The sequence below is a fragment of the Streptomyces sp. NBC_00670 genome, assembly GCF_036226765.1.
Classification (GTDB): Bacteria; Actinomycetota; Actinomycetes; order Streptomycetales; family Streptomycetaceae; genus Streptomyces.
In genome coordinates this window covers 6763870-6789005 of record NZ_CP109017.1, presented here as the reverse complement: position 1 = coordinate 6789005, position 25136 = coordinate 6763870, and the positions used below count along the sequence as shown (strand labels likewise).

Here is a 25136-nt window from a genome sequence, read left to right as displayed (position 1 = left end):
CCCGGGGCGTACGGAGGGGAAATTCCCTGGCGCTCGTGGGGTCTCGCTTCCTACCGTAGGTGCGAACCTGGAAACCTAGGAGCCCTAGGTATTACCGCAAACCGTTCAGGAGCACGCCATGCGACCCCTCACCGAGCCGGACATCCGTACCTCGTTCGTCAACTGTTCGAAAGGCGAGGCGAAGCGGCTCTCCGTGCCCCGGGACCTCGACGAGCGCCCCTGGGACGCGCTCGACTTCCTCGGCTGGCGCGACCCGGGCGCGCCCGACCGCAGCTATGTGGTGACCGAGCGCGACGGCCGGCTCGTCGGCGTCACCCTGCGTTTCCCCTCCGCGCAGCGCGGTTTCCTGCACCGCAGCATGTGCTCGCTCTGCCTGACCACGCACCCCGGCAGCGGCGTCTCCCTGATGACCGCGCGCAAGGCGGGCGCGGCCGGCCGAGAGGGCAACTCCGTCGGCCTGTACATGTGCACCGACCTGGCCTGCTCGCTCTACGTACGCGGCAAGAAGGTCCCGCAGGGCGGCGGCCGGTTCCAGGAGAGCCTGACGGTGGAGGAGCAGATCGCCCGCACGGTGGACAACCTGTCGGGGTTCCTCGACAAGCTGGGCGTCTGAGCGCACGCGCCCGTGCACGCAGGTGAGCCAAGGGGCGAATGCGTTCGATGAGACGGTGACGGGGAAATGGTCCAGGGATGCAAGACGTACGTAAGGCCTGGGCCGTGGTCACCGGCCAGGTGGCGAAGTGGCACCGCGATCCGGTGATCGTGCAGTCGGTGCGTTCGACGGCGGCGGCGACCGTCGCGTATGTCGTCGCCCTCCGGCTGAGCCCCGAGCACCTGCCGCTCACCGCACCCCTGACCGCCCTGCTGGTCGTCCAGGTCACCCTCTACTCGACGCTGACGACCGGCATCCGACGGGTCAACGCGGTGGTGGCCGGGGTGGTCGTGGCCATCGGGTTCAGCGTCCTGGTGGGGCTGACCTGGTGGAGTCTGGCCCTGCTGATCCTGGCCGCGCTGGGGGTCGGGCAACTGGTGCGGGTCGAGGAGTTCGTGGTCGAGGTGGCGATCAGCGCGATGCTCGTCCTCGGCGTCACCCAGGTGGGCTCCACCGCCTGGCTCCGGGTGCTCGACACGCTGATCGGGGCGGTGGTCGGCATGGCCACCAACCTGCTGTTCGCGCCGCCCGTGTGGGTGGGCACCGCCGGGGAGTCGATCGAGGAACTGGCCCGCGGGATGCGTCAGCTGATGCTCCGTATGGGCGAGGAGGCGGCCGGCCGTACGCCGGTGGAGCGGGCCGCGGCCCGGCTCCACGAGGCGCGGCGGCTGGACCACGACATCGTCGGGGTGGACGCGTCGCTGCGGCAGGCCGAGGAGAGCCTCAAACTCAACCCGCGTGTGCGCGAGGGGCTGCTGCACCGGGTGGTGCTGCGCACCGGCCTCGACACGCTGGAGATCTGCACGGTGGTGCTGCGGGTGCTGGCGCGTTCGTTCACCGACCTGGCCAAGGAACGCGACCCCGGACCGCTGTTCCGGCCCGGGATCGGGGCGGCCGTGGAGGAATTGTTCTCCCAGGTCGCCGACGCCGTCGTCAGCTATGCGGTGCTGGTCACCACGCACGTCAGCCGCAGCGCCGAATCGGCGGAGGAACGGCTCGCCAACGAGCTGGCCACCGCCGCCGCGACCCGCGACAGGCTGGCCCGGCTGATGCTGGAGGAGGTGCAGCGCGACCCCAGCCAGTGGCAGTTGCAGGGGGCGGTGCTGACCGAGGTCAACCGGATCCTGGACGAGATGGACACCGAGCACCGCTCGCGCCGGCTGCTGGAGGAGCTGGACCGCTGCACGCGCGAGCAGCGGGAGCGCACCCGCTGGCTGACCCGGCTGCGGGACGGCCTCGGCGCCGCCCGTCCGGCCCGGCTGCGCGAGCGCATCCCACTCCCCCGCCGCGGCCGGAACCGGCGGACCCCCTGACGACGTTGACGCAGCAGAGAGACGGACAGGGGGACGGCACATGACCGACAACGACCGCGCCGAAGACACCGGCACCGGCACCGTTCGGATCGACGGGACCACGCTGCGGCTGCCGGGCGGGGTGCAGGTGCGCTTCATGCGCACGCTGCGGCTGCCCGAGAAGGGCACGCACGCGCTGCCGCCGGGGCTCGGGGAGTTCCCGGTCCGGCGCGTGGAGGACTACGCGGACACCGTCCCGCCCGAGTGGCGGGCGCGCGGCGGGGTGCTGCTGCCAGTGTATCTGCGCGAGGCGATGTGGCTGGCCTTCGGCGGCTCCACGGAGCCGGCCGCGCTGCAGGTAGGGGTCGGCAAGGTGTGCGCGGTCTCGGGCCGGCCGTGGAGCGGCCGGCTGGACCGGGACCCGCAGAACTACGTGGTGCTGCCGCGCCAGCCGTGGCTCGACGGCATCAACTCGGGCAAGGGGACCGTACGCCAGTTCGTGGCGGTGCCGCTCGGGCTCGGGGCGACGGTGGAGGGCCAGGTGACGGGCGAGGAGGTGTGGGGCGGCATCCAGTTGCAGTCGTTCCCGCTGAACCCGTCGAAGCGGGAGCAGTGGCGGGCGGACCAGCGCCGGCTGGCGTCGCGCGCGGCGGCGGGTGCCTTCGGCGGACCCCCGCCGGCGGCGCCGATGGCGATGATGTCCGCCCCGGGCGCGGCACCCGGATCCTCGGGGGCGCCCAAACGCCGGGCCGCGGCGATGGGGCTGGGCGTGGGCGGTGCGATGCGGCAGGAGATCTACCGCGACGACCGCCCGGCGGCCGACTGGGCGGCGGAGCCGGGCGCGCGGGTCTTCGTCCACCTGGTGACGCCACCGGAATGGCGCCGCATCACGGGCGAGGCACCCCCGCCGTCCCCGGTCGACCGGGCGGCGTACACGGCGGCCGGACTCCCGTGGTTCGACTACTACGACGAGGACGGAACCGACGTGTCCCCGACGGACGAACTGACGGCGGTACAGCCGGTCGGCGACTGGCTCGGCGACGACCACGACCCGTGGCAGCCCCCGACCCCTGACCAGATCAAGCCGCTGGGCGACGCGAAGGGAAAACCGGTGACGGACGGGGACTGGTGACGCGGCGTCCGCCACGTCCTCTGTGCGCACCGGGTCGACGCCGGCCCGGTGCGCGCTCATAGGGATTTCCCCCACCCCCATCCGCACGCCCCCTCCCGATGTGCTGGACTGATCACCACCCGCACGCCGTCCGCATGCCCCAGGGAGACCCCCTTGAGCCTCACCTACCGCCAACCCGGCGTCGTTCTCACCGATCACCGGTTCACCGTGCCGCTGGATTACGGCGACCCCGGCGGTGAGCAGATCGAGCTCTTCGCCCGCGAGGCCGTCGCCAGTGACAGGGCCGGTGACGACGGCCTGCCCTGGCTGCTCTACCTCCAGGGCGGCCCCGGTTTCGGGGCGAACCGTTTCAGCGGGAAGCAGGCGTGGCTCGGCCGGGCGCTGGAGGAGTACCGGGTCCTCCTGCTCGACCAGCGCGGCACCGGTGCCTCCACGCCCGCCAACCGCCAGACGCTCCCCCTGCGCGGCGGCCCCCGCGCCCAGGCCGACTACCTCGCGCACTTCCGCGCCGACGTCATCGTCCGCGACTGCGAGGCCATCCGGCCGCGGCTCACCGGCGGCGCCCCCTGGACCGTCCTCGGCCAGAGCTTCGGCGGCTTCTGCACCGTGCGGTACCTGTCCGCCGCGCCCGAGGGGCTGAGCGCCGCGCTCCTCACCGGCGGGCTGCCGTCCCTCACCGTCCACGCCGACGAGGTCTACCGCGCCGCGTACCCCCGTATCGAACGCAAGGTCGCCGCGCACTACGACCGCTACCCGCAGGACGTCGAGCGCGCCCGGCGCATCGCCGAGCACCTGCTCACCCACGAGCCCGTCGTACTGCCGAACGGCTACCGGCTCACCGTGGAGGCGTTCCAGTCCCTGGGCATCCTCCTCGGCAGCGGCGACGGCAGCCACCGGCTGCACTACCTCCTGGAGGACGCCTTCGTCACCACCCCGAACGGGCCCGCACTCTCCGACGCCTTCCAGGAGGAGGCGCAGGCGCAGTTGTCGTACGCCGCCCATCCGCTGTACGCGCTCGTCCACGAGACGATCTACGGCGGGGACGGCCGCCCGACCGACTGGTCCGCGGAGCGCGTCCGCGCCGAGTTCCCGCAGTTCGACGCGGCGAAGGCGCTGGCCGGGGACGGCCCGGTGCTGTTCACCGGGGAGTCCGTGCACCCCTGGATGTTCGAGTCCGACCCCGCGCTGCGCCCGCTGCGCGAGACGGCGGACCTCCTCGCCGCCCGCACCGACTGGCCGTCGCTGTACGACCGCGAGCGGCTCGCCGCCAACGAGGTGCCGGTGGCCGCCGCCGTCTACCACGACGACATGTACGTCGACACCGCGCACGCGCTGGAGACGGCGCGCGCGATCCGGGGGCTGCGGACGTGGGTCACCGACGAGTACGAGCACGACGGGCTGCGGGCGAGCGGCCCCCGGGTCCTGGACCGGCTGCTGGCTCTGGTGAGAGACGAGGCGTGAGGGCGGACGGGGAGTGAGGACGGGTGGGGGCGCCGGGCCGGGCGTTCGATCGGTGTTCGAGCGGCCTTGGGCCGCCGATTAGGGTGGGGGCATGCCCGCCTCCGCCTCCCCCGCCGACCCCGACCTGCGCGCGGACTGCTCCCGCTGCTTCGCCCTGTGCTGTGTCGCCCTGCCCTTCACCGCCTCCGCCGACTTCGCCCGGGACAAGGCCGCCGGCACCCCGTGCCCGCACCTCGGCGGCGACCACCGGTGCGGGATCCACGACCGGCTCCGGCCGGAGGGGTTCACCGGCTGCACGGTCTACGACTGCTTCGGCGCGGGGCAGAAGGTCTCGCAGGTGACCTTCGGCGGGCGCGACTGGCGTACCGGCGGCCGGGCGCACGCCCGGCAGATGTTCGACGTCTTCCCGGTGGTCCGGCAGCTGCACGAGTTGCTGCACTACCTGGGCGAGGCCCTCGCGCTCCCCGCCGCCCGCCCGGTCCACGCCGAGCTGCGCCGCGCCCGGGAGCGCGTCGAGCGCCTCAGCCTCGGCACGCCCAAGGAGCTGGCCGCGCTGGACGTCGGCACGCACCGGCAGGAGGTGGGCGCGCTCCTGCAGCGGAGCAGCGAGCTGGCCCGGGCGGGGCTGCGCGGCCGCCGGAAGGACCGGCGCAACGCCGACCTGATCGGCGCCCGGCTGAGGGGGGCCGACCTGCGGGGCATCAGCCTGCGCGGCGCCTGCCTGATCGCCGCCGACCTCACCGGCGCGGATCTGCGCGGCGCGGACCTCCTGGGCACCGACCTGCGCGACGCCGACCTCACCGGCGCCGACCTCACCGGCACCCTGTTCCTGACCCAGCCGCAGCTCACCGCCGCCCGCGGCGGCGCGGGCACGAAGCTGCCGGCGTCACTCGGCCGTCCGGTGCACTGGACAGCGCGGAGCTGAGGAGGCGTCCGCCCGCGCCGGAGCCGTAGGGGCTCCGGTGGTCCGCCGCCTCTCCAGCCCGATCCGCAGTCCCTGTGGCATCAGCGTCAGCCGTTCCGCGACCCGCAGCCGGTAGGCGGGGTCCGGCCGCAGCTCGTAGCGGCGCAGCAGCAGTCCGAGGACGAGCGTGGCCTCGTGCAGCGCGAACTGCCGGCCGATGCAGGCGCGCGCCCCGGTGCCGAACGGCTTGAAGGTGTGCGCGGGCCGGGCCCGTACGGCGGCGGGCTCGAACCGGTCCGGGTCGAACCGTTCCGGGTCCGCTCCCCACACCTCGGGGTCCCGGTGCAGCATCGCGGTGAGGACGAGCGCCCACGCGCCGCGCCGCATCGGGTGCTCCTCCGCGAGCACGGTGTCCTCGCGCGCCTCGCGGGCGAAGGCGGGCGCGGTGGGCCACAGCCGCAGCGACTCGTCCAGCACCCGGCGTACGTGGCGCAGCCGGGCGACCTGGGCGTAGTCGGGGCGGGGGGTGTCGCCCCACACCGCGTCGACCTCGGCGCGGGCGCGGGCGGCGGTCTCCGGGTGCAGGGAGAGGTGGTGCAGGGCGAAGGAGAGCGCGCCGGAGGTGGTCTCGTGCCCGGCGACGAGGAAGGTGATGACCTGGCGGCGCACGTTCTCCGGGGCGAGCCGTTCGCCGGTCTCCGGGTGCGTGGTGTCGAGCATCCGGTCGAGGAGGTCGCCGCCGCCGTCGCCGCCGGTGCCGCGGCGGGCGGCGATCACCGCGTCGACCGTACGGTTGAGCAGCGCGATGTCGTCCTCGTTGCGGCGGGCGGCGGCGCGCAGGAGCAGCGGGGCGAGCGGTCCGGGGACGGCGTTGCGGCGCTGGGCGTAGGTGAGGGTGCCCACCATCGCGGTGACGAAGGGGTGCGGGCGGGCGCGTTCGAACGAGCCGAAGTCGTGGCCGAAGCCGGTGCGGGCGATCGTCTCCAGGGTCAGCTTGGTCATGTCGGCGGGCACGTCGACGACGCGGCCCGCCGCCTCCTCCGCGTCCCAGCGGTCGATCAGCCGTTCGGCGACGTCCAGCATCATCGGGTGGTAGCCGCCCATCGCCTCCCGGCTGAATCCGGGGGCGAGCACGTCGTGCGCGAGTTGCCAGTTCGGCTCGTGGTTGTACGCGGTGAAGAGGCCGTCCCCGGCGACGGGGCGCAGATTGGCCACGCCGAGGCCGACGTGCTTGGCGAACCGTGACTCGTCGGCCATGTCGGCGGCGTACCGGGTGCCCCACACGAACACGAACTCCCGCCGGAACACCTTGCGCCGGAAGACGGGCCCGAGCATCCGCGCGTACCGCATCGAATCCTGCAACGGCCGCCGCGCGTCGGCCCCGAGCAGATCCCCGCCGACGGGCAGCCGACGCGGCGGATGCGGTATGCGCCCCAGCTCGGGCCACCCGAGCTCCGCACTGCGGAACCCCCTGGGAAGCCCGTCCCACACTTCGGATGCGCCTGCCGTCGTCCGGGCCATGACGCCCTCCCCCTCGGCGCGGCAGACCGGTACGACACCCCGGCGCACGCCTCGTGTTGTACGTGGGTTCAATAACGTCGCCAGTCTGGTCCCGCACCGAACCGCCGTCAAGCATCGGGAGTGGAGCCCCGGACGAGGACCGGGCGTCAGGCCGGCGGCCGGTCGAGCCGGACGGCCACGGCGTCGAGGACCCAGTCCAGGCCGGTCGTGAAGGAGGTCTCGGGAGCCATGTCCGTGGCGTCGTGGACTGCCTTGGACAGGGTGGGGAAGCGGCCCGTGGCCAGCATGCGGGTGAGGTGGGGGCCGCGGGTGCGTTGCCAGTCGTGCTCGGTCAGGCCGGTGGCGCGTTCGGCGCGCAGATTGGTGACTTCGCGTCTGATCGCGCCGATGTAGTAGGCGCTGACCGTCTCCACCGCGCGCATGACGGTGTCGATGTCGGCGAGGCCGTCGAGGGCGGCCAGGGTGGACTCGCTCAGGGCGAGGCCGTTCGGGCCGAAGGCGGGGCGGCTGCCGAGGAGGTCGGCCAGCCATTCGTGGCGGAGCGCGGCCCGCCGGGTGCGGTGGGCGAGGCCCCGCAACGCCTCGCGCCAGTCACCGGCGGGCTCCTCGGGGACGATCTCGGCCTGGACCTCGTCCACCATGAGGTCGAACAGCTCCTCCTTGGTGGCGATGTACCGGTACAGCCGCATCGGGCCGGCGTCCAGGCGGGCGGCGACCTTGCGCAGCGACACCGCCTCCAGGCCGCCCTCGTCGGCCAGTGCGACGGCGGCGGCGACGATCCGCTCCCGGTCGAGCGGCACGGGGTGGTTCGGCGGCTCCGGCCGGTCCCAGACAGTCATGGGGACACCGTACCGACCTTGCGATGCGCCGTAGGGCACCGATACGGTGTATCGCCATGAGACAACGTATCGCCGTGGTCGGCGGCGGCCCGGGAGGGCTCACCTTCGCGCGCGTCCTGCACCGCCACGGCCACCCCGTCACCGTCCTCGAACGCGATCCGCACCCCGCCGCCCGTCCCCCGGGCGGCACGCTCGACCTCCAGAGAGGGCTGGGTCAGGCGGCGTTGGAGAAGGCGGGGCTGCTGCCGGAGTTCCGGGCGCTGTCCCGTCCCGAGGGGCAGGCCATGCGCATCCTGGACCCGGACGGCACCGTGCTGCGCGACTGGCGGCCCGGCCCCAAGGAGCTCGCCAACCCCGAGATCGACCGGGGGCACCTGCGCGACCTGCTGCTCGGGCCCCTCGACGTCCGGTGGGGCCGGGGCGTGACGCGGGTGGCGCCGGGGGGACGGGACGGCGTACTGGTCCACTTCGCGGACGGGCGGCGGGAGCCGTTCGACCTCGTCGTCGGCGCGGACGGCGCCTGGTCCCGGGTCCGCCCCGCCCTCTCACCGGCGACACCGCGCTACACCGGCGTCACCGCGGTCGAGACCTCCCTCGACGACGTCGACACCCGGCACCCGGACCTCGCCCGGCTGGTCGGCGACGGTTCCCTCGCGGTGTACGGCGTGCACCGGGCCCTCGTCGCGCAGCGCAACAGCGGCGGCCACGTGAAGGTGTACGCCCAGTTCCGGGCGCCGCTGGACTGGCACGCGGACCTGGACCTGGCGGACGCCGAAGCCGTACGCGCCCATCTGCTGGCCCTGTTCGACGGGTGGGCTCCCCCCGTCCTCGACCTCCTCCGCCGCGGCTCCGCCTTCGTCCACCGTCCGCTCCACGTGCTCCCCGTGTCCCACACCTGGCCCCACGTGCCCGGGGTGACGCTGCTGGGCGACGCCGCCCATCTGATGCCGCCGCTGGGGGCGGGCGCGAACCTCGCGATGCTGGAGGGTGCCGAACTCGCCGAGGCCCTCGCCGCCGGTCCCGCGGATCCGGACGACGCCGTCCGCGCCTTCGAGGAACGGATGTGGGCCCGGGCCGGCCGGTGGGCCAGGATGACCGCGGACGGTCTGGAACGGCTCGTCAGCGCGGACCCCGGTGCGGCGGTCGCCCTCTTCGACCGGGTTCAGGCGCGCTGAGCACCGGGGACGGGGTGCCGGGGCGGGACAGTACAGTGCGGGCATGACCGACGGGGGCAAGGCGCGGGTGCGGCGGCGGTTGAGTACGCAGGAGCGGCGGGAGCAATTGCTCGCGGTCGGGGCGCGGCTCTTCTCCGACGATCCCTACGACGACGTGTGGATCGAGCAGGTCGCCGAGATCGCGGGTGTGTCGCGCGGGCTGCTGTACCACTACTTCCCCACCAAGCGGGACTTCTTCGCCGCCGTCGTCGCGCGCGAGAGCGAGCGGATGCTGCGGATGACGGCCGCCGTTCCGGGCGTGTCCGTACGCGCGCAACTGCCCGCCGGGCTCGACACCTTCCTCGGTTACGTGGCGGAGCACGCGCACGGCTTCCGCGCCTTCCACCGCGCCGACGCGGCCGGTGACCAGGCGGTGCGCGAGGTCTACCGGCGGTCGCTGGCCGCCCAGGAGCGGCAGATCCTCGCCGCGCTCGCGGCCGACCCGGAGTTCGGCTGGACCACCGAGGAGCGGCCCGAGCTGCGGATGGCGGTGCGGGGCTGGCTGGCGTTCACCACGGCGGTGTGCCTGGAGTGGCTGCGACACGGGGAGCCGAGCCGGGAGCAGGTGCGGGATCTGTGTGTACGGGCGCTGTTGGGGGCCATTTCTCCCTGACGTCCGCCGCGCGCTCGGCGGTTGTGGTTGGCGTACTCCCCGATCTTCGGTAAGTTAGGTGAGGCTTACCTAAGGAGGCTTGGGCATGGGTGACCCTCACACCTGGACGGCGGCGCCCGCCGCGGCGGAACGCGCCCGCACGGTGCCGGCCACCGCGTGGAGCTGCGCGGTGACCTCGGAGGGCGGCAAGGAGGAGTTCGTCGGCGCGCACCGCGTCGACGCCGACGGCAGAATCCTGCTGACCGTGCCCGAGGACAGCGGACTGCTCACCGCGGCGGTCTGTGCGCCGCGGGGCGAGCCGTCGGTGGTGCTGGAGTTCGCCGATGTCGCGCCCGTGCCGGTGCGGGCGCGGATCCGCGCGCGGCTGTGGCTGGCGGGGTGGTGCGCGCTGGAGGAGGAACACCTGGTGTTCCGGCCCACGCGGGTGGTGCTGCGGCAGGCGTCGGGGGCGGTCCTCGTCGATCTCGACGAGTACGCCGCCGCCGAGCCGGATCCGCTGGCGGGGGCGGAGGCGCGGTTGCTGACGCATCTCGCGGACTGCCATCCGGAGGCGGTGGAGAGGTTGAGCCGGCTGGTGGGGCGGGAGCGGTTGCAGGGGGCGGTGCGGGTGCGGCCGTTGGCCGTGGACCGGCATGGGCTGACGTTGCGGGTGGAGCGAGTGCGGGGGCATGGGGATGTGCGGCTGACGTTTCATCGGCCGGCGGACGACGTGGCGCAGATGTCGGAGCGGATGCATGTGTTGCTCGCGCAGGCGGGGAGGGTGTGCGCCGCGAGGGCGCTGCCGCGGGTGACCGGAAACGGTGGCTGAGGCCCGGTTTCCTCGCCCCCGCCGCCCCTACCCGTCCCATCCCTTCAAGGGGCTCCGCCCCTTGAACCCCGTTGCGCAGTTCCCCGCGCCCCTATCAAGGGGCGCGGGGAACTGCGCGATCTTTTCGGGGGTCCGGGGGCTTGCCCCCCGGGGACGGGAAGGGTAGGGGCGGCGGGGGCGAGGAAACGAAGGGGACCCCCCTCAGCGCAGCGACAGGCTCGAGCGGCGGACCACCAGTTCCGGTTGGAGGACGACCCGTCGGTGTTCGTGCGGGCGGGACGCCGTCTCCGCCTCCGTCTCCTCCAGGAGCAGCTCCGCCGCCAGCGCCCCCATCGTCACCGCCGGCTGCCGCACCGACGTCAACGGCACCGCGGCCGCCGCCGCGAACTCGATGTCGTCGTACCCGACGATCGCGAGGTCGTCCGGCACCCTCACCCCCGCCGAGAACATCGCCTGCAGCACCCCCAGCGCCAGCAGGTCGTTCGCGCAGAACACCGCGGTGGGCCGGTCGGCCAGACCCAGCAGCCGCGCCCCCGCGTCCCGCCCCGCCGCCACGTCGAGCCGCTCGGTGGGCAGTTCGCGCAGGACGTCCTCGCCGAGCCCCGCCTCGGCCAGCGCGTTCAGCGCGCCCGTCCGCCGGTCGCGCACCTGGTTGAGCCCGGACGGCCCGCTGACGTACGCGATCGAGCGGTGCCCCGCGTCGACCAGATGCCGCACCGCGAGCGCCCCGCCCGCGACGTCGTCGACGGAGACCGAGCACTCGGTGGTGCCCTCGGCGACCCGGTCGACGAGGACGAACGGGATCTGGTGGCGCCGGAACGCGTCGATGTTGCGCCCGCTCGCGTCGGTCGGCGTCAGCAGCACGCCCCGCACCCGCTGTTCGGCGAAGAGGGCGAGGTACTCGGCCTCCTCGCCCGTGCTCTGGGCGCTGTTGCAGACCATCACGCCGAGCCCGGCGTCCCGCGCGGCACGTTCGGCGCCGCGGGTGACGTCGACGAAGAAGGGGTTGCCCATGTCGAGCACGAGCAGCCCCATGATCCGGCTGCGGCCGGCCCGCAGCTGGCGGGCGGACTCGCTGCGGACGTAGCCGAGCCGGTCGATCGCGGAGAGCACCCGGGCGCGGGTCTCGGAGGCGACCGTGTCGGGCCGGTTGATGACGTTGGAGACCGTGCCCACGGAGACTCCGGCGGCGCGGGCGACGTCCTTGATACCCACCGAATGGGCCATGGGGCAGGTACCTCCAGAGTAAGTGCGCGGGCGAGGCGGTGAGACGGAAGAACGTGGCCGCTCAGGCCAGGTGGAAGACCTCGGTCAGCGGTTTCATCGCCTCGTCGGGACGGCTCCCGTCGAGCGCCTCGAACAGCGGGCCCATCTCGGCCTGCCAGCGGCCGTTGACCTCGGTGGCCTCCATGCCGGCCTTGGCCGCCTCGAAGTCCTCGGTCTCCAGGTAACCGACGAGCAGGCCGTCGTCCTCGCGCAGGAAGAGGGAGTAGTTGTGCCAGCCGGTCGCCGACAGTGCCGCGCGCATCTCCGGCCACACCGAGGCATGCCGCTCACGGTACTCGGCGATGCGGTCCTCCCGGACCTTGAGCAGGAAACAGACGCGCTGCATGGAACTACCGCTCCCTTGAGGGGTGAAGCGGGCCGGCCGGACGGCCGGTGACCTTGCGGCCACCGATCGTACGACCGGCCCGCGCTCGCCGTGAAGCCTCGGCGAGGTTGAACGATCAGTGAAGAATAAGCCAGCATGCGGCCGTTGATCAGAGGTTGGATCAGAACCCGGATCAGAGCCCGGATCAGAAGTCGAACTGGTCGATGTTCTTCTTGTCGAACACGGTCGGCTTGCCGAGCGCGATCACGCCGTCCTTGCCGATCGTGTACTCGCCCAGGTCGCCGGCCTTGAAGGTCTCGCCCTCCTTGCCGGTGATCTGCCCGGAGGACAGCGCGACGGCGGTGCGGGCGGCGAGCTCGCCGAGCTTCGCCGGGTCCCACAGCTCGAACGCCTCGACGGTGCCGTTCTTGACGTACTTGCGCATGTCGTTCGGCGTGCCGAGGCCGGTCAGCTTGACCTTGCCCTTGTACTTCGAGCCGGACAGGTACTGGGCGGCCGCCTTGATGCCGACGGTGGTCGGGGAGATGATGCCCTTCAGCTTGGGGTGCTCCTGCAGCAGGCCCTGGGTCTGCTGGAAGGACTGCTGGGCGTCGTCGTTGCCGTAGGCGACCTTGACGAGCTTGATGTCCTTGTACTTGTCCTTCTTCAGCTCGTCCTTCATGAAGTCGATCCAGGTGTTCTGGTTCGTCGCGGTCTGCGCGGCGGACAGGATCGCGATCTCGCCCTTGTAGCCGATCTGCTCGGCCATGAGCTGCACCTCGGTGCGGCCGAGGTCCTCGGCGGAGGCCTGCGAGATGAAGGCGTTGCGGCAGTCGGTCTTGGTGTCCGAGTCGTAGGTGACGACCTTGATCTTGTTGGTCATCGCCTGCTTGAGCGCGGTGCACAGCGCGCCCGGGTCCTGCGCGGAGACGGCCATGGCGTCGACCTGCTGCTGGGTCAGCGTGTTGACGTAGGAGACCTGGCCGGAGGTGTCGGTGGCGCTGTTCGGGCCGACCTCCTTGTAGGTGGAGCCGAGCTCCTTGACGGCCTTCTCGCCGCCCTTGTCGGCGACGGTGAAGTACGGGTTGTTGACCTGCTTGGGCAGGAAGGCGACCGTCAGGCCCTTCTTCGTCGCGGCGTTCGGGTCGGCCTTGCCGGCCGAGTTGTTCGAACCGCCGTCGTCCTTGACGTCGTTCTTGGTGGTGCCACCGCACGCGGTCAGGGCGAGGGCGAGCGAGGTGGCGGCGGCCAGGGCGGCACAGGTACGGCGGATGTTCGGCGAGCGCATGACGGTTGTCCTTTACGAGGGTGAACAGGAATGAACCAAGGAAGACAAGACCGGTGTTACGGGGTCGGGGCGGCCGCCGGTTCGCGGTTCGCCGGTGTCGTCGGCGGCGCGGCCCTGCGGCCCGCCCTGGCGACGGAGATCTGCCGTGCCACCCGGGGGCCGAGCACGGAGACGACCAGCAGGACGCCGGTGACGACGATCTGGGACTGGGCGGAGACGTTGAGCAGGCTCATCGCGTTCTGGAGCGCGCCGAGCAGGAAGACACCGGCGACGGCGCCGCCGAGGGTGCCCTTGCCGCCGTCGAAGTCGATCCCGCCGAGCAGGACCGCGGCGACGACGGAGAGTTCGAGCCCGGTGGCGTTGTCGTACCGGGCGCTGGCGTAGTGCAGCGCCCAGAAGATGCCGGTGAGGGAGGCCATGAAGCCGGTGGCGACGAAGAGGATCAGCTTGTGGCGCTTGACCCGGATGCCGGCGAACCGGGCGGCCTCCTCGCTGGCGCCGATGGCGAACAGCGACCGTCCGAACGGGGTGGCGTGCAGGACGACCACGGCGATCGCCAGCAGGACCAGGAACGGGATGAACGCCTGCGGGAGGAAGGACTCGCCGATGCGGCCGGCCGCGAAGTCGAGGTACTGGGTGGGGAAGTCGGTGACCGCGTCGGAGCCGAGCACGATCTGTGCGATGCCCCGGTAGGCGGCGAGCGTGCCGATGGTGACGGCGAGGGAGGGCAGTCCGAGCCGGGTGACCAGGAGACCGTTGACCAGTCCGCAGGCGATGCCGAGCAGCAGGCAGATGGGGATGATCGTCTCGATCGTCATGCCCTGGTTCCACAGGGCGCCCATGACGGAGCCGGACAGGCCGGCGGTGGAGGCGACGGACAGGTCGATCTCGCCGGAGACGACGAGCAGGGTCATCGGCAGCGCGATGAGCGCGATCGGCAGGGTGTTGCCGATCAGGAACGACAGGTTCAGCGCGTTGCCGAAGCCGTCGACGAAGCCGAAGGAGAGCAGCAGCAGGACGATGAGGAGGGCGCCGACCACCGTGTCCCAGCGGATCGCGCGCGTCAGGGAGTCAGGCATGGCGGGCGTTCCTCTTCTTCAGGCTGTTGGCCACGCGCAGGGCGACGATCCGGTCGACCGCGATGGCCAGGATGAGCAGCACACCGTTGATGGCGAGCACCCAGACGGAGCTGACGCCGAGGGCGGGCAGCACGCTGTTGATGGAGGTCAGCAGCAGGGCGCCGAGGGCCGCGCCGTAGACGCTGCCGGAGCCGCCGGTGAAGACGACGCCGCCGACGACGACGGCGCTGACGACGGTGAGTTCGTAGCCGTTGCCGGTGCCGGAGTCGACGTTGCCGAACCGGGCGAGGTAGAGCGCGCCGGCCAGGCCCGCGAGGGCGCCGCAGAAGGTGTAGGCGACGAGGATCCGCTTGCGGACGGGGATGCCGGCCAGCCGGGCGGCCTCCGGGTTGGAGCCGAGCGCGTACAGCTCGCGGCCGCTGCCGAACTGCTTGAGGTAGTAGGCGGTGCCGACGAGCACCACCAGGGCGATCAGCGCGAGCCACGGCACGGCGGACAGACCGCCGGAGCCGAACTTCACGAAGCCGTTGGGCAGGTCGGCCGCGGTGATCTGCCGGGAGCCGACCCAGATGGAGTCGATGCCGCGGATGATGTAGAGCGTGCCGAGGGTGACGACGAGCGCGGGCACCTGGCCGAGGCTGACGAGCAGTCCGTTGAGCAGACCGAAGCCGATGCCGAGCAGCACGGCGAGCACGATCGCGATGACGGGGTTGCCGCCGCCCTGGAGGTAGATGCCCGCGGCGAAGGCGCTGATGCCGAGGGTGGAGCCGACCGACAGGTCGACGTTGCGGGTGATGACGACCAGGGACTGGCCGGTGGCGACCAGCACCAGGATGGTCGCGTTGAGCAGCAGGTCCTTGATGCCCTGTTCGGACAGGAACTCGCTGTTGCCGGCCTGGGTGAGGGCGATCATCACCAGGAAGACGACGAGGATGGCGAGTTCGCGCATCTTGAAGACGCGGTCGACCAGCCGGGTGCCGCTGGACTTGGGCGCCTCGTCGGTGGCGGCGGGGTGGGGAGTGGTCACCGTCATGCGGCGGCCCTCCCGGTGGCAGCGGCCATCACGGTTTCCTCGGTGGCGTCGGAGCGGGGGATCTCGGCGGTGAGCCGGCCCTCGTGCATGACGAGGACGCGGTCGGCCATGCCGAGGATCTCGGGCAGGTCGGAGGAGATCATCAGGACGGCGACGCCGTCGGCGGCCAGCTCGCTGAGCAGGCGGTGCACCTCGGCCTTGGTGCCGACGTCGATGCCGCGGGTGGGCTCGTCGACGATCAGCACCTTGGGGCCGGTGGCCAGCCACTTGGCGAGGACGACCTTCTGCTGGTTGCCGCCGGACAGCGTGTTGACGGTGTCGGCGATCCGCGCGTACTTGACCTGGAGCTTGACGGCCCAGTCCAGGGAGCGGCTGCGTTCGGCGCCGCGGTCCATGAGGCCGGCCTTGACGGTCGTACGCAGACCGGTGAGCCCGATGTTGCGTTCGATGGACATGTCCATCACCAGGCCCTGGGCGCGGCGGTCCTCGGGGACCAGGGCGAGCCCGGCGGCCATCGCGGTGGAGGGGGCGCCGTTGGTGAGCTTGCGTCCGTCGAGCTCGACCTCGCCGGCGTCCCAGCGGTCGATGCCGAACACCGCCCTGGCCACCTCGGTGCGCCCGGCGCCGACGAGTCCGGCCAGGCCGACGATCTCGCCGCGCCGCACCTCGAAGGAGACGTCGGTGAAGACGCCCTCGCGGGTCAGCCGGCGGACGCTGAGCGCCACCTCGCCGGCCTTGACGTCCTGCTTGGGGTAGAGCTCGTCGAGGTCGCGGCCGACCATGCGGCGGACCAGGTCGTCCTCGGTCATGCCCGCGAGCGGCTCGCTGGCGATCCAGGCACCGTCGCGCAGCGTCGTCACCTGCTGGCAGATGTCGAAGATCTCCTCCAGCCGGTGCGAGATGAACAGCACCGCGGCGCCCTGTTCGCGCAGCGTGCGCACCACGCCGAAGAGGCGGGCGACCTCGCTGCCGGTGAGGGCGGCGGTGGGCTCGTCCATGATGAGGACGCGGGCGTCGAAGGAGAGCGCCTTGGCGATCTCGACGATCTGCTGGTCCGCGATGGACAGCCCGCTGGCCGGGCGGTCGGGGTCGAGGTCCACGCCGAGCCGCGTCATCAGCGCGGCCGTGGCCGCGTGGGTGGCCTTGTGGTCGATACGGCCGAGCGCGCGCCGCGGCTGGCGGCCCATGAAGATGTTCTCGGCGATCGACAGATCGGGAAAGAGGGTCGGTTCCTGGTAGATCACGGCGATGCCGGCATCCCGTGCGTCGCCCGGACCGTGGAACACGGTCGGCTCGCCGTCGAGCAGGACCTGCCCGGAGTCGGGCCGGTGCACTCCCGCGAGTGTCTTGATGAGGGTCGACTTGCCCGCACCGTTCTCGCCGGCGAGGGCGTGCACCTCGCCGGGGAACAGTTCCAGGGACACGTCCCTCAGGGCGCGCACGGCGCCGAAGGACTTCGAAATGCCCTTCAGTGCGAGCACGGGGACCGGGCCCTTGTCGGCCGGCTGGGTCATGAGGGCTCCTCGACGACGCTCGGAGGAGAGCCTCACCACGTCGTGAAAGGTTTCAACTGGATGGCCGGGACGTTAGAAGTTCCACACAGTCGGCGTCAATGGGTTCCGGACACAATTCTCGCCAGTGGTAGGTCACAACCCCATCACGGGTAACGGCTCTCTCCCAAAGGGTTGACAGCCCTGTCGGGCCGCCCTAGCTTCCCTCCTGAATCGTTTCACAACCCCCCGACTTTGCGACGTGGACGCGCAGTCCCCGGCCGCGAAGATCCATCCGACGTCACGGGAGTCACGAAGTGACCGAGCTCGCCGCGGTGAAGGCCGCCCTCAAGACCCAGGCCATCGAGACGCCGTCGTGGGCGTACGGCAACTCGGGAACCCGGTTCAAGGTCTTCGCCCAACAGGGCGTGCCCCGCGACCCGCGCGAGAAGCTGGACGACGCCGCCAAGGTCCACGAGTTCACGGGCGCGGCCCCGACGGTCGCCCTGCACATCCCCTGGGACAAGGTCGACGACTACGCCGCCCTGGCCAAGCACGCCGAGGAACGCGGCGTGAAGATTGGCGCGATCAATTCGAACACCTTCCAGGACGACGACTACCGGCTCGGCAGCATCTGCGCCCCCGACGCGAAGGTGCGCCGCAAGGCGGTCGACCACCTCCTTGAGTGCGTCGACATCATGGACGCCACCGGCTCCCGCGACCTGAAGCTGTGGTTCGCCGACGGCACCAACTACCCCGGCCAGGACGACCTGCGCACCCGCCAGGACCGGCTGGCCGAGGGCCTCGCCGAGGTCTACGAGCGCCTCGGCGAGAACCAGCGGATGCTGCTCGAGTACAAGTTCTTCGAGCCGGCCTTCTACGCCACGGACGTCCCGGACTGGGGCACCGCCTACGCGCACTGCCTCAAGCTCGGCGAGAAGGCCCAGGTCGTCGTCGACACCGGCCACCACGCCCCCGGCACCAACATCGAGTTCATCGTGGCCACGCTGCTGCGCGAGGGCAAGCTCGGCGCCTTCGACTTCAACTCCCGCTTCTACGCCGACGACGACCTGATGGTCGGCGCGGCCGACCCCTTCCAGCTCTTCCGGATCATGTACGAGGTCATCCGGGGCGGCGGCTTCACCTCCGACATCGCGTTCATGCTCGACCAGTGCCACAACATCGAGGCGAAGATCCCGGCGATCATCCGCTCGGTGATGAACGTCCAGGAGGCGACGGCGAAGGCGCTGCTCGTCGACGGCGAGGCGCTGGGGGCGGCCCAGCGGGCGGGGGACGTGCTGGAGGCGAACGCGGTGCTGATGGACGCGTACAACACGGACGTGCGTCCGCTGCTTCGTGAGCTGCGGGAGGAGTCGGGGCTGGCCCCGGACCCCATCGCGGCGTATCGCTCCAGCGGGTGGCAGGAGAAGATCGTCGCGGAGCGGGTGGGAGGCAAGCAGGCGGGTTGGGGCGCCTGAGCCTCTCGGGATTCGTCTGCCGGGTTCTTGTAGTTCGCGGGCTGCCGGCCGGTCGTGGCTGGTCGCGCAGTTCCCCGCGCCCCCTTCGGGGCGCAGCCCCGATTGAAGGGCGCGCCCTCTACTCCTCCCCTTAGATGCGTGAAGGACTGAAGATTCACATGGCACCCCATCCCGCTGCCGAAGAACTGCTCGCGCGGTCGCGTCGGCTCGGCGCCGACCCTCGCAACACCAACTACGCCGGCGGCAACACGTCCGCCAAGGGCACCGAGACCGACCCCGTCACCGGTGGTGACGTGGAGCTGATGTGGGTCAAGGGGTCCGGCGGTGACCTCGGGACCCTGACCGAGGGCGGGCTCGCCGTGCTGCGGCTGGACCGGCTGCGGGCGCTGAAGGGCGTCTACCCGGGCGTCGAGCGCGAGGACGAGATGGTCGCCGCGTTCGACTACTGCCTGCATGGCAAGGGCGGCGCCGCCCCCTCCATCGACACCGCCATGCACGGTCTGGTGGACGCCGTCCACGTCGACCATCTGCACCCCGACTCCGGCATCGCGCTGGCCTGCGCGGCCGACGGGAAGAAGCTGACCGCCGAGTGCTTCGGCGACACCGTGGTGTGGGTGCCGTGGCGGCGGCCCGGGTTCCAGCTCGGCCTGGACATCGCCGCCGTCAAGGAGGCCAACCCGCGGGCCATCGGCTGCGTCCTGGGCGGGCACGGCATCACCGCGTGGGGCGACACCGCCGAGGAGTGCGAGCGCAACTCGCTGCACATCATCCGTACCGCCGAGACGTTCCTCGCCGAGCGCGGCAAGGCGGAGCCCTTCGGCCCGGTGATCGAGGGCTACGAGGCTCTCGGCGCGGCCGAGCGGCGGGAGCGGGCGGCGGCGCTGGCGCCGTACGTGCGGGCGATCGCCTCGCAGGACCGGCCGCAGGTCGGGCACTTCAACGACGCGGACGTCGTGCTGGACTTCGTCTCCCGCGCCGAGCACCCGCGCCTCGCGGCGCTGGGCACCTCCTGCCCGGACCACTTCCTGCGCACCAAGGTCCGCCCGCTCGTCCTCGACCTGGCGCCGACCGTGCCGGTGGAGGAGGCCGTGGCGCGGCTGAAGGAGCTGCACGCGGAGTACCGCGCGGAGTACGCCGCCTACTACGAGCGGCACGCCGAGCCCGGCTCCCCCGCGATGCGCGGCGCCGACCCGGCGATCGTGCTGGTCCCGGGCGTGGGCATGTTCTCCTTCGGCAAGGACAAGCAGACCGCGCGGGTGGCCGGCGAGTTCTACGTCAACGCCATCAACGTGATGCGCGGCGCGGAGGCCGTCTCGACGTACGCGCCGATCGAGGAGTCGGAGAAGTTCCGCATCGAGTACTGGGCGCTGGAGGAGGCCAAGCTCCAGCGGATGCCGAAGCCGAAGCCGCTGGCGACCCGGGTGGCGCTGGTGACCGGCGCGGGCAGCGGCATCGGCAAGGCGATCGCGCACCGGCTGGTGGCCGAGGGCGCGTGTGTGGTCGTCGCCGATCTGAACGCCGAGAACGCGGCCGCCGTCGCCGAGGAGCTGGGCGGGGCGGACAAGGCCGTCGCGGTCACCGTGAACGTGACGGACGAGGAGCAGATCGCGGACGCCTTCAAGGCGGCCGTGCTCGCCTTCGGCGGCGTCGACCTGGTCGTCAACAACGCCGGCATCTCCATCTCCAAGCCGCTCCTGGAGACCTCCGCGAAGGACTGGGACCTCCAGCACGACATCATGGCCCGCGGTTCGTTCCTCGTCTCCCGCGAGGCGGCCCGGGTGATGATCGCGCAGGAGCTGGGCGGCGACATCGTCTACATCGCCTCCAAGAACGCCGTCTTCGCCGGTCCGAACAACATCGCCTACTCGGCGACCAAGGCCGACCAGGCGCACCAGGTGCGGCTGCTCGCGGCCGAGCTGGGCGAGCACGGCATCCGGGTCAACGGGGTCAACCCCGACGGCGTGGTGCGCGGTTCGGGCATCTTCGCCGGGGGCTGGGGCGCCCAGCGGGCGGCGACGTACGGCATCGAGGAGGAGAAGCTGGGCGAGTTCTACGCCCAGCGGACCATCCTCAAGCGCGAGGTGCTCCCGGAGCACGTCGCCAATGCCGTGTTCGCGCTGACCGGCGGGGAGCTGACGCACACCACCGGGCTGCACGTCCCGGTCGACGCCGGCGTCGCCGCCGCGTTTCTGCGATGAGCCTCAAGGCCTACGCCGCGGTCGACCTCGGCGCGTCCAGCGGGCGCGTCATGGTCGGCCGCGTCGGCCCCGACTCGCTGGAGCTGACCGAGGCGCACCGCTTCCCCAACCGTCCGGTGCGGGTCCCCGAGGGGCTGCGCTGGGACGTGCTGGGGCTGTACCGGGGGGTCCTGGACGGCCTGAAGGCGGCAGGGCGGGTGGACTCCGTCGGCATCGACAGCTGGGCCGTGGACTACGGGCTGCTGGACGCGGACGGGGCGCTGCTCGGCAACCCGGTGCACTACCGGGACGCCCGCACCGAGGGCGTCGCCGAGCGGGTGTGGGAGACGGTGCCGGCGGCCGAGCTGTACGCGGCGACCGGACTGCAGTACGCGCCGTTCAACACCCTGTACCAGCTGGTGGCCGCCCGCGGCACCGCCCAACTGGAGCAGGCGAAGCGGCTGTTGCTCATCCCTGACCTGCTGGCGTACTGGCTCACCGGTGAGCAGGGCACGGAGCTGACCAACGCCTCCACCACCCAGCTCGTCGACCCCCGTACCGGCGACTGGTCGTACGACGTGGCCGCACGGCTCGGCATCGGCCTGGAGCTGTTCGCGCCGCTGCGGCGGCCGGGCGACCCGGCCGGGATGCTGCGCCCGGGGGTGCTGGAGGAGACCGGGCTGACCGGCCCGGTGCCGGTGACCACCGTCGGCTCGCACGACACCGCCTCCGCGGTGGCGGCGGTCCCGGCGGACGGTGAGCGGTTCGCGTACATCTGCACCGGGACCTGGTCGCTGGCCGGTCTGGAGCTGGACGCGCCCGTGCTCACCGAGGCGAGCCGGGCGGCCAACTTCACCAACGAGCTGGGCCTGGACGGCACGGTCCGCTATCTGCGCAACATCATGGGCCTGTGGCTGCTCCAGGAGTGCGTACGCGCCTGGGGCGACCCGGACCTCGGTCCGCTGCTGCGGGCGGCGGGCGAGGTGCCGGCGCTGCGGTCGGTGGTGGACGCGGGGGACGCCGCGTTCCTCGCGCCCGGGCACATGCCCGAGCGGATCGCGGAGGCGTGCCGGGTCACCGGGCAGCCGGTGCCGGACTCCCCCGCCGAGATCACCCGGGTCATCCTCGACTCGCTCGCGCTGGCTCACCGCAGGGCGGTCGTGGAGGCACAGTCGCTCGCCGACCATCCGGTCGACGTGGTGCACATCGTCGGCGGCGGCACCCGCAACACGCTGCTGTGCCAGCTGACGGCGGACGCCTGCGGGCTGCCGGTGGTGTCCGGGCCGACCGAGGCGGCCGCGCTGGGCAACGTGCTGGTGCAGGCGCGCGCGCACGGGCTGGTCGGCGACCGGGCCGGGATGCGCCGGCTGCTGACCCGTACCCAGCCGCTCACGCGGTACGAGCCGCGCGGCGACACCGCCGCCTGGCGGGCGGCCGAGGCCCGGCTCGCCGGGTTCTCCGGGCTCTCCGGCCGGGAGGCCGAGTCCGCCGCCGTATGAGACGGTTCCGCCGCCGTATGACGACGGGATGCGGCGTGCGGTACGGGGTAGTGTCCCGTACCGCCGTCGCGTCGTACGCCGTACCTTTCAGATGATCGACAGCAAGGAGCCACCATGCGTGTCGCCCTCTTCCTGACCTGCGTCAACGACACGCTCTATCCCGACACGGGACGTGCCGTGGTGAAGCTGCTGACGAGGCTCGGGGTCGAGGTGGACTTCCCCATGGCCCAGACCTGCTGCGGGCAGGCGCACTACAACACCGGTTACCGGCACGAGGCCGAGCCGCTGGCCCGGAACTACGCCGAGGTCTTCGCGGAGTACGAGGCGATCGTGACGCCGTCCGGTTCGTGCGGGGCGATGGTGCGGGAACTGTATCCGCGGATGGGCGAGCGGGCGCGGGCCGAGGGCCGGGGCGACACCCTGGCCCGGACGCTGGCGCCGGTCGTGCCGAAGACGTACGAACTGACGGAGTTCCTGGTCGACGTGCTGGGCGTGACCGACGTCGGCGCCTACTACCCGCACACGGTGACCTACCACCCCACCTGCCACGGGCTGCGCTCGCTCGGCCTCGGGGACCGGCCGCTGAAGCTGCTGCGGGCGGTGAAGGGACTGGAGCTGGCGGAGCTGCCGGGCGCCGAGGAGTGCTGCGGCTTCGGCGGCACCTTCGCGGTGAAGAACGCCGACGTGTCCACCGCGATGGGCGTCGACAAGGTCCGCAACGCGGAGTCCACCGGCGCCGGGACGCTGTGCGCCGCGGACAACTCGTGTCTGATGCACATCGGCGGCACGATGAGCCGGCTGAAGGTGGGCATGCGGCCGGTGCACCTCGCGGAGATCCTGGCGAGCACGGAAGAGGAGCCCCTGGTATGAGCGGCACATTCGTCGGGATGCCGGCGTTCCAGCGGGCCGCGCACGAGGCGGTCCGCAACGAGACGCTGCGCGGCAATCTGCGTCACGCCACGCACACCATCCGCGCCAAGCGCGCGCACGCGGTCGCGGAGGTGTCCGACTGGGCCGAGCTGCGCGAGGCCGGCAAGCGGATCAAGGACCACACGCTGCGTCACCTGGACCGGTATCTGGTGCGGGTGGAGGAGGCGGTGACGGCGGCGGGCGGTGTCGTCCACTGGGCCGCCGACGCCGACGAGGCCAACCGGATCGTCGCCGAACTGGTCAAGGCGACCGGCGAGTCGGAGGTCGTCAAGGTCAAGTCCATGGCCACGCAGGAGATCGGGCTCAACGAGGCGCTGGAGGCCGAGGGCATCCACGCCTACGAGACCGACCTCGCCGAGCTGATCGTGCAGTTGGGCAAGGACCGCCCCTCGCACATCCTCGTTCCCGCGATCCACCGCAACCGGGGCGAGATCCGGGACATCTTCCGCTCCGAGATGAGCGAGTGGGGGCGCCCGGCGCCCGAGGGGCTCAGCGACTCCCCCGCCGAACTCGCCGAGGCGGCCCGGCTGCATCTGCGGGAGAAGTTCCTGCGCGCCAAGGTCGGCATCTCCGGCGCCAACTTCGTGGTCGCCGAGACCGGCACACTGGTCGTGGTGGAGTCCGAGGGCAACGGCCGGATGTGCCTGACCCTGCCGGAGACGCTGATCTCCGTGGTCGGCATCGAGAAGATCGTGCCGACCTGGCGGGACCTGGAGGTGTTCCTCCAGACGCTGCCGCGCTCGTCGACGGCGGAGCGGATGAACCCGTACACCTCGACCTGGACGGGCACCACGGACAGCGACGGCCCGAAGAACTTCCACCTCGTCCTGCTGGACAACGGGCGCACCGACACCCTCGCCGACGAGGTCGGCCGACAGGCGCTGCGCTGCATCCGCTGCTCGGCCTGCCTGAACGTCTGCCCGGTCTACGAGCGGGCCGGCGGGCACGCCTACGGCTCGGTCTACCCGGGCCCGATCGGCGCCATCCTCAGCCCCCAACTGCGGGGTACGCAGAGCGAGATCGACGCCTCGCTGCCGTACGCGTCCTCGCTGTGCGGAGCCTGCTACGAGGTGTGCCCGGTCGCCATCGACATCCCGGAGGTGCTGGTGCACCTGCGCGAGCGGGTGGCGCAGGGCGGCACGGTGACCCGCGAGGGCACCAAGGTGGTGCTCAGGCCCGCCAAGGGGCACGCCGCCGAGCGTGCGGCGATGCGGGCCGCGCGCTGGGCGTTCTCCCACCCCGGTGCCCTGCGCACCGGCCAGCGGCTCGCCTCCCGCACCCGGCGCTTCCATCCCCGTACGCTGCCCGGCCCGGGCCGGGCGTGGAGCGGAAGCCGGGACCTGCCGCCGGTGCCGGCGGAACCGTTCCGGGACTGGTGGCAGCGGACGAACGGCGGAAAGGACGGGGTCAAGTGAGCAGCAGGGACGTCATCCTGGGGCGGGTGCGGCGGGCGCTGGCGGACGTGACGCCGGACGAGACACCGTACGAGCTGGCCCTCCCCCGGGACTACGAGCGGGAGCACGGCGGGCGGAGCGTCGCGCAGACGGTGGAGCTGCTCGCCGAGAACCTGGCGGACTACCGGGCGCTCGTGCACCGGTGCGCCACCGTGCCCGAGCTGTCCGCGCTGATCGCCGGGCTGCTCGCGGGGCGGGGCGCGCGGTCGGTGCTGGTCCCGCCGGGACTGGACGAGGCGTGGCTCGCCGACACGGGCGCGGACGTGACGCGGGTGCCGGACGGGGCGGAGAGCACCGCCGCCGAGCTCGACCGGGTGGACAGTGTGCTCACCGGCTGTGCGGTGGCGATCGCCGAGACCGGCACGCTCGTACTGGACGGGAGCCCGGACCAGGGCCGCCGGCGGATCACGCTCATCCCGGACCACCACATCTGCGTGGTGCGGGTGCCGGACCAGGTGGTGGGCGCCGTGCCGCAGGCCATGGAGCGGCTGGACCCGGTCCGCCCGCTGACCTGGATCTCCGGTCCGTCGGCGACGAGCGACATCGAGCTGGACCGGGTGGAGGGGGTGCACGGACCGCGCACCCTGGAGGTCGTACTGCTCGGCGGGGCGGACGGCAGCTGAGACGACGGCCGCTCCGGTACGGGGGACCGGAGCGGCCGGCTCCGTGGGCCGGCGGGCG

Annotated in this window: 22 protein-coding genes; 14 read left to right on the top strand and 8 right to left on the bottom strand. The window is 72.3% G+C overall.

Annotation, left to right across the window (positions count from 1 at the left end; all coding sequences use genetic code 11):
- The first annotated feature begins 118 nt into the window (after window positions 1-118).
- From OIE12_RS29695 to OIE12_RS29675, 5 genes are all read left to right on the top strand, one after another.
- Window positions 119-613 (top strand): FBP domain-containing protein, encoded by a 495-nt coding sequence (locus OIE12_RS29695; RefSeq protein ID WP_329140613.1) that lies wholly within the window; start codon window positions 119-121, stop codon window positions 611-613.
- Between the two features lie 77 nt (window positions 614-690).
- On the top strand, window positions 691-1965 hold the full coding sequence (locus tag OIE12_RS29690) for an FUSC family protein (RefSeq protein ID WP_329140611.1): 1275 nt from the start codon (window positions 691-693) through the stop codon (window positions 1963-1965).
- Window positions 1966-2005: 40 nt separating this feature from the next.
- Window positions 2006-3076 (top strand): hypothetical protein, encoded by a 1071-nt coding sequence (locus tag OIE12_RS29685; protein WP_329140609.1) that lies wholly within the window; start codon window positions 2006-2008, stop codon window positions 3074-3076.
- 153 nt (window positions 3077-3229) lie between these two features.
- Window positions 3230-4537 carry an alpha/beta fold hydrolase gene (locus OIE12_RS29680; RefSeq protein WP_329140607.1) on the top strand — a complete coding sequence of 436 codons (1308 nt, stop codon included), beginning with the start codon at window positions 3230-3232 and terminating at the stop codon, window positions 4535-4537.
- A 91-nt stretch (window positions 4538-4628) separates the two neighbouring features.
- The gene (locus OIE12_RS29675) at window positions 4629-5462 is read left to right on the top strand and encodes a pentapeptide repeat-containing protein (protein WP_329140605.1); all 834 of its coding nucleotides are present in this window, start codon (window positions 4629-4631) and stop codon (window positions 5460-5462) included.
- On the opposite strand, the gene OIE12_RS29670 is transcribed toward OIE12_RS29675, so the two are convergent.
- Together OIE12_RS29670 and OIE12_RS29665 are read right to left on the bottom strand one after the other, a co-directional pair.
- On the bottom strand, window positions 5424-6962 hold the full coding sequence (locus OIE12_RS29670; protein ID WP_329140603.1) for a cytochrome P450: 1539 nt from the start codon (window positions 6960-6962) through the stop codon (window positions 5424-5426). The genes OIE12_RS29675 and OIE12_RS29670 overlap by 39 nt on opposite strands.
- A gap of 146 nt (window positions 6963-7108) precedes the next feature.
- Complete coding sequence (locus OIE12_RS29665; RefSeq protein WP_329140601.1) at window positions 7109-7801, bottom strand: TetR/AcrR family transcriptional regulator; 693 nt, start codon at window positions 7799-7801, stop codon at window positions 7109-7111.
- 56 nt (window positions 7802-7857) lie between these two features.
- On the opposite strand from OIE12_RS29665, the gene OIE12_RS29660 reads away from it, so the two are divergent.
- The 3 genes from OIE12_RS29660 to OIE12_RS29650 all read left to right on the top strand — a co-directional run bounded on the left by OIE12_RS29660 (window position 7858) and on the right by OIE12_RS29650 (window position 10436).
- Window positions 7858-8976 (top strand): FAD-dependent oxidoreductase, encoded by a 1119-nt coding sequence (locus OIE12_RS29660; protein WP_329140599.1) that lies wholly within the window; start codon window positions 7858-7860, stop codon window positions 8974-8976.
- Window positions 8977-9019: 43 nt separating this feature from the next.
- Entirely contained in the window at window positions 9020-9628 is a 609-nt protein-coding gene (locus OIE12_RS29655; RefSeq protein ID WP_329140597.1) for a TetR/AcrR family transcriptional regulator, read from the top strand.
- A gap of 85 nt (window positions 9629-9713) precedes the next feature.
- Window positions 9714-10436 (top strand): DUF2470 domain-containing protein, encoded by a 723-nt coding sequence (locus OIE12_RS29650; RefSeq protein ID WP_329140595.1) that lies wholly within the window; start codon window positions 9714-9716, stop codon window positions 10434-10436.
- A 201-nt stretch (window positions 10437-10637) separates the two neighbouring features.
- Here OIE12_RS29650 and OIE12_RS29645 read toward each other — a convergent pair whose 3' ends face one another.
- The 6 genes from OIE12_RS29645 to OIE12_RS29620 form a co-directional block, all read right to left on the bottom strand.
- Complete coding sequence (locus tag OIE12_RS29645) at window positions 10638-11663, bottom strand: LacI family DNA-binding transcriptional regulator (protein ID WP_329140593.1); 1026 nt, start codon at window positions 11661-11663, stop codon at window positions 10638-10640.
- Between the two features lie 61 nt (window positions 11664-11724).
- Window positions 11725-12048, bottom strand: a complete 324-nt coding sequence (locus tag OIE12_RS29640) for an L-rhamnose mutarotase (RefSeq protein WP_329140591.1) — start codon at window positions 12046-12048, stop codon at window positions 11725-11727.
- A 184-nt stretch (window positions 12049-12232) separates the two neighbouring features.
- A complete protein-coding gene (gene rhaS / locus OIE12_RS29635; protein WP_329140588.1) occupies window positions 12233-13315 on the bottom strand; it encodes a rhamnose ABC transporter substrate-binding protein in 1083 nt (360 codons plus the stop codon).
- Window positions 13316-13371: 56 nt separating this feature from the next.
- A complete protein-coding gene (locus OIE12_RS29630) occupies window positions 13372-14394 on the bottom strand; it encodes an ABC transporter permease (protein ID WP_329140586.1) in 1023 nt (340 codons plus the stop codon).
- Window positions 14387-15427, bottom strand: coding sequence for an ABC transporter permease (locus OIE12_RS29625; RefSeq protein WP_329140584.1), 1041 nt, complete (start codon window positions 15425-15427; stop codon window positions 14387-14389). The genes OIE12_RS29630 and OIE12_RS29625 overlap by 8 nt, the downstream gene beginning before the upstream one ends.
- Window positions 15424-16941 carry a sugar ABC transporter ATP-binding protein gene (locus tag OIE12_RS29620; protein WP_329140583.1) on the bottom strand — a complete coding sequence of 506 codons (1518 nt, stop codon included), beginning with the start codon at window positions 16939-16941 and terminating at the stop codon, window positions 15424-15426. Before OIE12_RS29620 ends, OIE12_RS29625 begins: the two co-directional genes overlap by 4 nt.
- Window positions 16942-17234: 293 nt before the next feature.
- On the opposite strand from OIE12_RS29620, the gene rhaI reads away from it, so the two are divergent.
- The 6 genes from rhaI to OIE12_RS29590 all read left to right on the top strand — a co-directional run bounded on the left by rhaI (window position 17235) and on the right by OIE12_RS29590 (window position 25078).
- Complete coding sequence (gene rhaI / locus OIE12_RS29615; RefSeq protein ID WP_329140581.1) at window positions 17235-18395, top strand: L-rhamnose isomerase; 1161 nt, start codon at window positions 17235-17237, stop codon at window positions 18393-18395.
- A gap of 158 nt (window positions 18396-18553) precedes the next feature.
- Entirely contained in the window at window positions 18554-20593 is a 2040-nt protein-coding gene (locus OIE12_RS29610; RefSeq protein WP_329140579.1) for a bifunctional aldolase/short-chain dehydrogenase, read from the top strand.
- Window positions 20590-22071 (top strand): rhamnulokinase, encoded by a 1482-nt coding sequence (locus OIE12_RS29605; RefSeq protein ID WP_329140577.1) that lies wholly within the window; start codon window positions 20590-20592, stop codon window positions 22069-22071. The genes OIE12_RS29610 and OIE12_RS29605 overlap by 4 nt, the downstream gene beginning before the upstream one ends.
- 114 nt (window positions 22072-22185) lie before the next feature.
- Window positions 22186-22941, top strand: a complete 756-nt coding sequence (locus OIE12_RS29600; protein ID WP_329140575.1) for a (Fe-S)-binding protein — start codon at window positions 22186-22188, stop codon at window positions 22939-22941.
- On the top strand, window positions 22938-24416 hold the full coding sequence (locus OIE12_RS29595; protein WP_329140573.1) for a LutB/LldF family L-lactate oxidation iron-sulfur protein: 1479 nt from the start codon (window positions 22938-22940) through the stop codon (window positions 24414-24416). The genes OIE12_RS29600 and OIE12_RS29595 overlap by 4 nt, the downstream gene beginning before the upstream one ends.
- Window positions 24413-25078, top strand: a complete 666-nt coding sequence (locus OIE12_RS29590; RefSeq protein ID WP_329140571.1) for a LutC/YkgG family protein — start codon at window positions 24413-24415, stop codon at window positions 25076-25078. The genes OIE12_RS29595 and OIE12_RS29590 overlap by 4 nt, the downstream gene beginning before the upstream one ends.
- Window positions 25079-25136 lie beyond the last annotated feature (58 nt).

Bases quoted from the DNA above. Each gene is read 5' to 3' on its own strand.
- OIE12_RS29685 (WP_329140609.1), top strand. From the start codon at position 2,006: ATGACCGACAACGACCGCGCCGAAGACACCGGCACCGGCACCGTTCGG.
- OIE12_RS29655 (WP_329140597.1), top strand. From the start codon at position 9,020: ATGACCGACGGGGGCAAGGCGCGGGTGCGGCGGCGGTTGAGTACGCAG.
- OIE12_RS29610 (WP_329140579.1), top strand. From the start codon at position 18,554: ATGGCACCCCATCCCGCTGCCGAAGAACTGCTCGCGCGGTCGCGTCGG.
- OIE12_RS29695 (WP_329140613.1), top strand. From the start codon at position 119: ATGCGACCCCTCACCGAGCCGGACATCCGTACCTCGTTCGTCAACTGT.
- OIE12_RS29620 (WP_329140583.1), bottom strand. From the start codon at position 16,941: ATGACCCAGCCGGCCGACAAGGGCCCGGTCCCCGTGCTCGCACTGAAG.
- OIE12_RS29600 (WP_329140575.1), top strand. From the start codon at position 22,186: ATGCGTGTCGCCCTCTTCCTGACCTGCGTCAACGACACGCTCTATCCC.
- OIE12_RS29625 (WP_329140584.1), bottom strand. From the start codon at position 15,427: ATGACGGTGACCACTCCCCACCCCGCCGCCACCGACGAGGCGCCCAAG.
- OIE12_RS29675 (WP_329140605.1), top strand. From the start codon at position 4,629: ATGCCCGCCTCCGCCTCCCCCGCCGACCCCGACCTGCGCGCGGACTGC.
- OIE12_RS29660 (WP_329140599.1), top strand. From the start codon at position 7,858: ATGAGACAACGTATCGCCGTGGTCGGCGGCGGCCCGGGAGGGCTCACC.
- OIE12_RS29595 (WP_329140573.1), top strand. From the start codon at position 22,938: ATGAGCGGCACATTCGTCGGGATGCCGGCGTTCCAGCGGGCCGCGCAC.
- OIE12_RS29670 (WP_329140603.1), bottom strand. From the start codon at position 6,962: ATGGCCCGGACGACGGCAGGCGCATCCGAAGTGTGGGACGGGCTTCCC.
- OIE12_RS29650 (WP_329140595.1), top strand. From the start codon at position 9,714: ATGGGTGACCCTCACACCTGGACGGCGGCGCCCGCCGCGGCGGAACGC.
- OIE12_RS29640 (WP_329140591.1), bottom strand. From the start codon at position 12,048: ATGCAGCGCGTCTGTTTCCTGCTCAAGGTCCGGGAGGACCGCATCGCC.
- rhaS (WP_329140588.1), bottom strand. From the start codon at position 13,315: ATGCGCTCGCCGAACATCCGCCGTACCTGTGCCGCCCTGGCCGCCGCC.
- OIE12_RS29605 (WP_329140577.1), top strand. From the start codon at position 20,590: ATGAGCCTCAAGGCCTACGCCGCGGTCGACCTCGGCGCGTCCAGCGGG.
- OIE12_RS29665 (WP_329140601.1), bottom strand. From the start codon at position 7,801: ATGACTGTCTGGGACCGGCCGGAGCCGCCGAACCACCCCGTGCCGCTC.
- OIE12_RS29645 (WP_329140593.1), bottom strand. From the start codon at position 11,663: ATGGCCCATTCGGTGGGTATCAAGGACGTCGCCCGCGCCGCCGGAGTC.
- OIE12_RS29630 (WP_329140586.1), bottom strand. From the start codon at position 14,394: ATGCCTGACTCCCTGACGCGCGCGATCCGCTGGGACACGGTGGTCGGC.
- OIE12_RS29690 (WP_329140611.1), top strand. From the start codon at position 691: ATGCAAGACGTACGTAAGGCCTGGGCCGTGGTCACCGGCCAGGTGGCG.